Genomic DNA, 7,798 nt, shown 5'->3' on the forward strand with positions numbered 1-7,798 from the left:
GAGCCACTCGTCCCGCGCACCGGCTCGCCGATCCCGCGTGCCGCGGGTGCCGGCGGGGCGGGCGCCCCCGCGGCCGTTCGCACCGCGCGTGGAGCCGTCGCCGTCGCGCGGAGCGCCGTCGGAACGGCCGGACCGGACGTCACGTCGGGGGTCGACCCCGCGGCCGCCGCCCTGCGAGCGGTCGCCCTCGCCGGGGCGGCCGGGCCCGCGCCGCGCGTTCAGGCCGGCACCGGCACGCCGGCGCCGACGGCGCGGAGCACGAACGACTCGGTCTGCTCGATCGCGCGCTCGCGGTCGGCGCCCGCCTCGGGCAGGCCGCGGCCGGTGAGGCACGCGTTGACGAGGGGCACGGTGGTCGCGAGGTCCTGCTCGGGGAACGCGCCGGACGCGATGCCGGCGTCGAGGATGCGACGCAGGATCTGCTCGACGACGCCGACGTGCTCGCGCACGCGCTGCTGGGCGCCGCGCGACAGCACCGAGCGCAGCTCGGGCCCGGGGGCGACGTGGTAGACGCGGGTGAGCGAGGCCTGCGCGCGCACGTAGGCGCGCAGCTGCTCGACGGGGTCCTCGATGTCGTCGAGCGAGGCCTGCAGCCCGGCGGCGTACTGCTCGGTCTCGTGCGTGATGAAGCCGAGGAGCAGCGCCTCCTTGTCGGGGAAGTGGTTGTAGACGGCGGTCCGGCCGACCCCGGCCGCGGCGGCGATGTCCGCGAGCGTGATGGCGTCGAACCCGCGTTCGCCCATGAGCGTCGAGAGCGCGTCGAACAGGCGACGTCGGGTCTGCTCCCGGTGCTCGTGGAGCGAGGCCCCGATGATCTTCGGCATGCTGACATTCTCACACACGCCGTCAGCAAAACGGCCCGGTCGGATGAGACCTCTCTCCTCTCGTGTGATCTGTCTCACGGCGGTTCGTCGCATTCGCCTATAATTCGCGGGCACCTAGGACCACAGCACGGAGGCCCGCCCATGAGCCGCCACGCGCGCGAGCCGCACGACGCACCCGCCCCCGCGGCGGTCGGCGTCGTGCGCGCCGCGCACGAGCGGTTCGTGACGGCGGGCGACGACCCGGGACGGCAGGTCAGGCCCGTCGTCGCGGACTCCTGGCGACGCAGCCGCCGGGTCGGGGTCGACCCCGAGCAGCCGGTCCCGCCCGTCGACGTCGCGGGCCGTGACCTCACCGCGCTGCGCGACGCGCACCCGCTGTCCGGGGCCGTGCCGATCGTCCGGCGCCTGCTGCTGGAGCCGGGGCCGAGCTGGGTCGCCGCGCTCAGCGACGAGTCGGGGCGCCTGCTGTGGGTCGACGGCGACCGGACGCTGCGCCGACCCCTCGACGGCGTCGGGTTCGTCGAGGGCGCGGCCTGGGGCGAGCACGCGGTCGGCACCAACGCGCTCGGCACCGCGCTCGCGACGCGCCGCCCCCTGCAGGTGCTCGGCAGCGAGCACTGGGCGCGCGCGGTGCACCCGTGGAGCTGCGCCGCCGTCCCCCTGCACGACGCCGACGGCCGCCTGCTCGGGGTGCTCGACGTCACGGGGCGGGAGGACGCGGCGTCGTGGATGGCGCTCGCGCTCGTCCGCGCGACGGTCACCGCCGTCGAGGCGACGATCGCCGCGAGCGCCGGTGCACCCCCGACCGCCCGTCTCGAGGTGCTCGGCGCGCACGCGGGCACGCTGCACACGCCCGCCGGCCGTCGTCGGCTCACGTGCCGGCACGCCGAGATCCTGCTGCTGCTGGCCGAGCACCCCGCCGGCCTGCGCGGCGACGAGCTCGCCGTGCTGCTGTCCGAGTCCGAGCTGTCCGAGGTCACGGTCCGGGCGGAGATCTCGCGTCTGCGCCGACTCGTCGGCCCCCTGCTGTCCGAGTCCCGCCCCTACCGCCTGACCGCACCGCTGCAGACCGACGTCGACGGCGTGCGCGAGGCCCTCGCGCTGGGCGACCCCGGCGCGGCCCTGACGTCGTACACCGGCCCGATGCTGCCGCGCTCGGCCTCCCCGGGCGTCGCCCGCCTGCGCGACGCGCTGCACGCCGAGGTGCGGTCGGCCGCGCTCGCGTCGCGCGACCCGGGCCTCGTCGCGCGCTGGACGGCCGGCGACGAGGGCGCCGACGACTGGCAGGCGTGGCAGACCCTCGCGCAGGTCGCGCCCATCGGATCCGCCGCGCACCTGCGCGCCCACACGCGGCTCGCGCAGCTCGACCGCACGCTGCGCTGACCCGCGCGGTCACGCCCCGGCCGTGCAACGGTCGTGCAACGGTCCGCGGGCTAGCGTGCGGCGCGGTGGCACCGTCGCCCGGCTCCCCTCGGGGACCCGTCGCCCGGTCGCCGGGTCGGGCGGCGCGCGGGAGGGGGCGCGTCGCCCGACCACCACCGGCCCGATCGCACCACCCGGGCACCGCCGGCGCGGCGAGCGGTTCCCGCGACGCCGCACCGGCGGCTAGCGTGGCGCTCGTGGACACCCACCATCCCGAGAGCACCGTGACCCCGCCCGCGATCGAGCCGGACGCCAAGGACTGGACCTGGGTCCTGCGGTCCCGGTGCCCGGAGTGCGGCTTCGCCGCCTCCGACGTCGACCCGACCGACATCGCCGGCACCGTGCGGGACCTCGTGCCGCGGTGGGTCGCGGCGCTGCACCGCGAGGACGCGCGCGTGCGCCCCGAGCCGACGGTCTGGTCGACGCTCGAGTACGGCGCGCACGTGCGTGACGTGATGCGCGTGTTCGACGAGCGCGTGCGCCTCATGGTCGAGGAGGAGGACCCGCTGTTCCCGAACTGGGACCAGGACGAGACCGCGCGGGCCGAGCGCTACGACCAGCAGGACCCGGCCGTCGTCGCCGACGAGCTCGTCGCGGCCGCCGACGCGACCGCCGACCGCTTCGACACGGTCACCGACGAGCAGTGGGAGCGCCGCGGCCGGCGGAGCAACGGCTCGGAGTTCACGGTGCGCACGCTCGGGCAGTACTTCCTGCACGACGTCGTCCACCACCTGCACGACGTGCACGCCTGACCCGGGCGGCCCGTCCGACGACGCCCTCGGGACGCCGACCCTCCGGCGACGGCGTCCCGACGCCGTCCGCCACGGCGACGTCCGCTCCGCGGACGCGCCGGCCCGCCCGCGCGGCGCGTCCCGCCCGACGCGCCGCGCGCACTCACCCGTCCGTGGCACGCGACACCTGCCGGCAGCACGCGCTGTGTAGCGTCCGCCCATGACCGAACCGCGTGCGGTCCCTCCCGCGCTCGACGGCCGGCACGTGCTGGCCGTCCCCGCGGCCACGGACCTGCTGCCCCTGGCCCGCGCCTGGTTCCCCGACGCGCGCTGGTCCCGCGCCCCGCGGTCCGGTGACGACGCGTCCGCCGCACGCCCCGCGTCGGGCGCCCGGTTCCGCGGCATCGCGACGGCGCCCGAGCCGGAGGTCGGCGCGCTGGCGCTGGCCGGCACCGTCGAGCTCGACGGGCCGCACCCCCTGGACGCCGCGGGCGCCCGCGCGGTCGGCCTGCCCGCGCAGGACTCCGCGCTCTACGGGCTCCCCGCGGCCGTCGCACCGGGAACGACGGTGACGCCCGAGCTCGTCGCGGGCTGGGCCGCGGCCGTCGCGCGGCGCGCGGGCGGCGGCGTGCTGCCCGCGGCGCGGGACCGCGCGGTCGTGCCCGACCCCGGGGCGGCCGTCGACCTCACCCTGTGGTCGCCCGCACCGCTCACCGTGCAGGACGCGCTGCCCGTGGTGCGCCCCGCGCTGACCGGCAGCCGCGTCGCCCCACCGCCCCCGGCGACGCCGGGCGCGGCGCCGGCGGGTTTCACGCTGACCGCCGCCTACGCGTACGACGGCGAGGTCGACGTGCGCTGCGAACGCGCGGCCGAGGTGCCGATGGTGCTGTCGACGATCGACCCGCACGAGCACGGGCCGTGGGCGTACCGCGTCACGTGGCGGCCGCCGGACCCGTACGAGCTGACGCGCGAGACGCCGTCGCAGCTGCACGTCATCGCGCGGCAGCGCGTCGCGCCGGGTGTCGCGGGTGCCGTCGCGGCGCTGCACGCGGCGGTCGGCGGGACGGTCGTCGACGTCGGCGGGTTCGTGGTGACGCGCGACGAGCTCGAGCGGCGCGCGCGGGCACGCTGACGCCGCGGCCGGCCGTCGGGCCGCGTCAGACGAACGGTGCGGAGCCCGCCGGGACCAGGTCCACCTCGACGCGGGGCGTCGCGCCGCGGCCGTCGGTGAAGATCACGCCGCGCAGCGGCGGCACGTCGTGGTAGTCGCGGCCCCAGCCGAGCACGACGTACCGGTCGTCGACGAGCTGGTCGTTGGTCGGGTCGGCGTCGAGCCAGCCGTGGCCGGGCAGCCACACCGAGACCCAGGCGTGCGACGCGTCGGCGCCGCGCAGCTTGGGCCGTCCGGGGCGGGGGCGGGTCTCGATGTACCCCGACGCGTACCGCGCGGGCAGGCCGTGCAGGCGCAGCGCCGCGATCATGAGGTGCGCGAAGTCCTGGCACACGCCGGCCCCCTGCGCGAGCAGCTGCGTCTGCGTGGTGTGGACGGTCGTCGAGCCGGAGCGGTACGTCAGCTCGGTGCGGATGCGGTGGACGAGGTCGACCACGACGTCCGCGAGCGGCCGGTCCTGCGCGAACGACGGCGCGGCCCAGTCGCGGACCTCGTCGACGAACGTCACGTGCGTCGACGGGAGCACGGCCTCGCGCACCGCGACGAGCCCCGCGGCGTCGGTGCGCAGCGCGCCCAGGTCGCCCGCGGTCACGGCGCGCGCGACGGCACGCCAGCCGACGTCGGGCAGCGCGTCGCGCGGCGGCACGGTCCGGCTCACCTCGAGCGTCGAGCGGGACGTCACGACGAGCCGCGTGTGCGGCGTCGTCACCCCGAAGTACGTGGTCGTGCTGCCGAACCAGTCGACGTGCTCGCCCGTGTCGGCGGGCGCGGGGTCGATCGTCAGGCTCGTGCTGAGCACGCGCTGGTCGGGCAGGTCGCGCGGCGTCATCGTGGTGCGGCCGTAGGAGTCGGTGACGGGTTGCGGGTACTCGTAGGTCGTGCGGTGCACGAGGTCGTACGTCCGGACGCTCACGCGCCACCCCCGCTCGTGTCGTCGCCCGTGCCCCACAGGTCCACGAGCGCGCGGCCCGGTCCGGGCCGCACGAAGTGCACGCGCTCGATCTCGTCCGACGCCTCGCGCAGCCGCCACAGCATCGAGCCCAGCGCGTCGGCCAGGCGCACGCGGCGCCCGTCCTCGGACACCTCGTTGCCGACCGCGACCGTGTCGAGCTCGGCGACCAGCTCGGCGACGCCCTGCAGCAGGTGGTCGCGCTGCGCGGCGGACCGCGGCGCGGGCACGGCCTCGAGGTCGGCGAGCAGCCGGTCGAGCTGGAACGCGAGCGAGCGCGGGTTGGTGCGGTCGTGCACCAGCAGGTCGAGCACGCTGGCGACGCTCGCGCCGGACTGGTGCCGACGGCGGTAGGTGATGACCGACTCCCCCGCGATGAGCACCGACTCCAGCAGCAGCTCCTCGACGTCGGCGGGCCGCCGCACGACGAGGGTCGCGCCGAGCATGTCGACGATGTTCTGCGCGCGCTCGATGCGGCGGCCCGCGTCGAGCAGGTGCCAGCCGACGTCGCGCGTCAGCCCCTCGGCGGCGACGCCCGAGATCGCGAGCAGGCTCTCGAGCACGCGGTCGAGCGTCGGACGCAGCCCCGCGGTGACGGCCCCCGGGACGTCGGCGTCGCCGCCCTGCCCGCGCGTGCGGCCGCGCGAGCGCTCGTCGCGCAGCGCCCGCTCGATGCGGGCCAGCGGACCGTAGACGTCGGTCGAGAGCTGGTCGCGCGCGGCGGCCGCCGCGGTGCCGAGCCGGCGCACCGCGCGGGCCACCGAGCCCGGCGTGCGGCGGTCGAGCAGCAGGTCCCGCAGCGCGGGCACGTGGGGCGCGACGGGCGGAGCGTCGGGCACCCCGGTGCCCGCGTCACCGCCGTCCGGGAGCGCGGCGGGGGTCAGCGCGTGCAGCAGCACCGCGAGCGCCTGACCGCCCGGCGCGTCGGGCGTGCGGTGGTAGTCGTCCCAACGGTCGGCGACGGCGCGCAGCACGCGCACCTCGCCCTCGGCGCGCTCGGCGTACCGGCCGATCCAGTACAGGTTCTCGGCGGTGCGCGGCGAGATGCCGTACCCGGCGACGCGCCCGACGGCGGTCACGGCGTCCTCGCGCGGCCCGACGGCGGACGTCGTGGGCTGGGAGGACATGACCCACACGTCCTTGGCGGACGCCCCGCGCGACGACGACGACACGACCGGGTCGTCGGCCACGCGCGCGAGGCCGCCGGACATCACCGTGTACGTGCCGGCGTGCGCGACCGCGTACGCGCGCAGCACGGCCGCCCGCGGCCCCAGGTCCGCGGGCCCGACGCCCTCGACGCCCGGCCGGTCGGTCGCGACGCCCGCCTCCTCGACGGTCGGGCCGACGGGCTCCTGCCCGACCCACCGCCACGGCTCGGCCGTGATGCGCGCCGCGAGAGCGTCACGCTCGGCGGCGCTCAACGTCCAGCCCAGCACGGTCGTGGTGCGCGGACCGTGCACCGTCGGCTTGAGCACGAGGCGGTCGATCCGGCCCAGCACGTGCCGCAGCGACCGCTCCTCGCCGCACCACCACGTGGGCGCCGACGCGAGCACGAGGTCCTGGTCGAGCACCGCGCGCGCGAGCCGCGGCAGGTACGTGAGCAGCGCGGGGCTCTCCAGCACCGACGCCCCCAGCGGGTTGACGACGCTCACCGACCCCTGCCGGACCGCGTGCACCAGCCCGGGCACCCCCAGTCGGGAACCGGCCCGCAGGTCGAGCGGGTCGCACCAGTCGCCGTCGACGCGGCGCAGCACGACGTCGACGCGCTCGAGCCCGTCGATGCCCTGCAGGTGCAGGCGCCCGGCGCGCACCACCAGGTCGGACCCCTCGACCAGCGGCAGCCCGAGCATCGAGGCGAGGAACGCCTGGTCGAACGCGGTCTCGCTGCCCGGTCCCGGCGACAGCAGCACGGCGCGCGGCTCGTCGCCCGCCGTCTCGGGCGCGACCTCCCGCAGCGCCTGCCGCAGCGCGTGGAAGAACGGCCCGAGCCGCGCGATCGGCGCCTGCCGGTACACGCCCGCGAGCACCTGCGACGTGACGCGGCGCCCCTCCATGGCGTACCCGGCGCCCGACGGCGCCTGCGTGCGGTCCGCGACCGCGCACCAGCCGCCCGTCGAGTCCCGCACCAGGTCCGTCGCGGTCAGCACGAGCTCCCGCCCGCCCGGCAGCCGCAGCCCGTCGACCGCACGCAGGAAGCCGGGGTGCGACAGCACCGCCGTGGGCGGCAGCACGCGGTCGTCGAGCAGGCGGCGCGGCCCGTACAGGTCGTGCAGCACCGCGTCGAGCACCTCGGCGCGCTGCACGAGCGCCGCGTCCAGGCGCGCCCACTCGGGCTCGTCGACGACCACCGGCAGCGGGTCGAGACGCCAGGGCTGCTCGCCGTCGGGCCCGTCGCCGCCGTAGGTCACGCCGTGCTCGGCGAGCAGCTGCTCGGCCTGCCGCGCGGCGCGCGCGAGGTCGTCGTCGGTCGGGGCCGCACCCGGCGGCAGCCAGGTCCAGTCCGGCCGGTGCGAGATCGCCGTCCCGTCGCCCAGCAGGCGCGGCGACGAGAGCAGGTCGGTCACCCGGGCAGTCTGGCGCACGCGGGCGCCGGGTGCGTGCCGCGCCCACCGGCCTGTCGCGGACGTCGCCCGTGCGCCGCGTGCCCGTCGCACGGGTGCGAGCGCACCGGCGCGCGGGTGGGCGGCCGGCGCGCGGTGGG

6 protein-coding genes are annotated in these 7,798 nt (G+C 77.7%); 3 read left to right on the top strand and 3 right to left on the bottom strand.

Annotated elements, in window-relative coordinates:
- Positions 1-218: 218 nt before the first annotated feature.
- Entirely contained in the window at positions 219-824 is a 606-nt protein-coding gene (locus CS2_RS17050; RefSeq protein ID WP_046529812.1) for a TetR/AcrR family transcriptional regulator, read from the bottom strand.
- A gap of 141 nt (positions 825-965) precedes the next feature.
- Here CS2_RS17050 and CS2_RS17055 point away from each other — a divergent pair, with 141 nt between their 5' ends.
- From CS2_RS17055 to CS2_RS17065, 3 genes are all read left to right on the top strand, one after another.
- Positions 966-2,207, top strand: coding sequence for a GAF domain-containing protein (locus tag CS2_RS17055; RefSeq protein ID WP_046529811.1), 1,242 nt, complete (start codon positions 966-968; stop codon positions 2,205-2,207).
- Positions 2,208-2,443: 236 nt separating this feature from the next.
- Complete coding sequence (locus CS2_RS17060; protein WP_046529810.1) at positions 2,444-2,998, top strand: DinB family protein; 555 nt, start codon at positions 2,444-2,446, stop codon at positions 2,996-2,998.
- Positions 2,999-3,197: 199 nt separating this feature from the next.
- Positions 3,198-4,109: a hypothetical protein gene (locus CS2_RS17065; RefSeq protein WP_070320878.1), complete on the top strand. Its 912-nt coding sequence runs from the start codon at positions 3,198-3,200 to the stop codon at positions 4,107-4,109.
- Positions 4,110-4,134: 25 nt separating this feature from the next.
- On the opposite strand, the gene CS2_RS17070 is transcribed toward CS2_RS17065, so the two are convergent.
- Together CS2_RS17070 and CS2_RS17075 are read right to left on the bottom strand one after the other, a co-directional pair.
- The gene (locus tag CS2_RS17070; RefSeq protein ID WP_070320879.1) at positions 4,135-5,061 is read right to left on the bottom strand and encodes a transglutaminase family protein; all 927 of its coding nucleotides are present in this window, start codon (positions 5,059-5,061) and stop codon (positions 4,135-4,137) included.
- Positions 5,058-7,661: a circularly permuted type 2 ATP-grasp protein gene (locus CS2_RS17075; protein WP_070320880.1), complete on the bottom strand. Its 2,604-nt coding sequence runs from the start codon at positions 7,659-7,661 to the stop codon at positions 5,058-5,060. The genes CS2_RS17070 and CS2_RS17075 overlap by 4 nt, the downstream gene beginning before the upstream one ends.
- Positions 7,662-7,798: the final 137 nt, after the last annotated feature.

Origin of the sequence: Cellulomonas iranensis NBRC 101100 = JCM 18110 (genome assembly GCF_001552375.1) — a bacterium.
In the GTDB taxonomy this organism is placed as follows: domain Bacteria; phylum Actinomycetota; class Actinomycetes; order Actinomycetales; family Cellulomonadaceae; genus Cellulomonas; species Cellulomonas iranensis.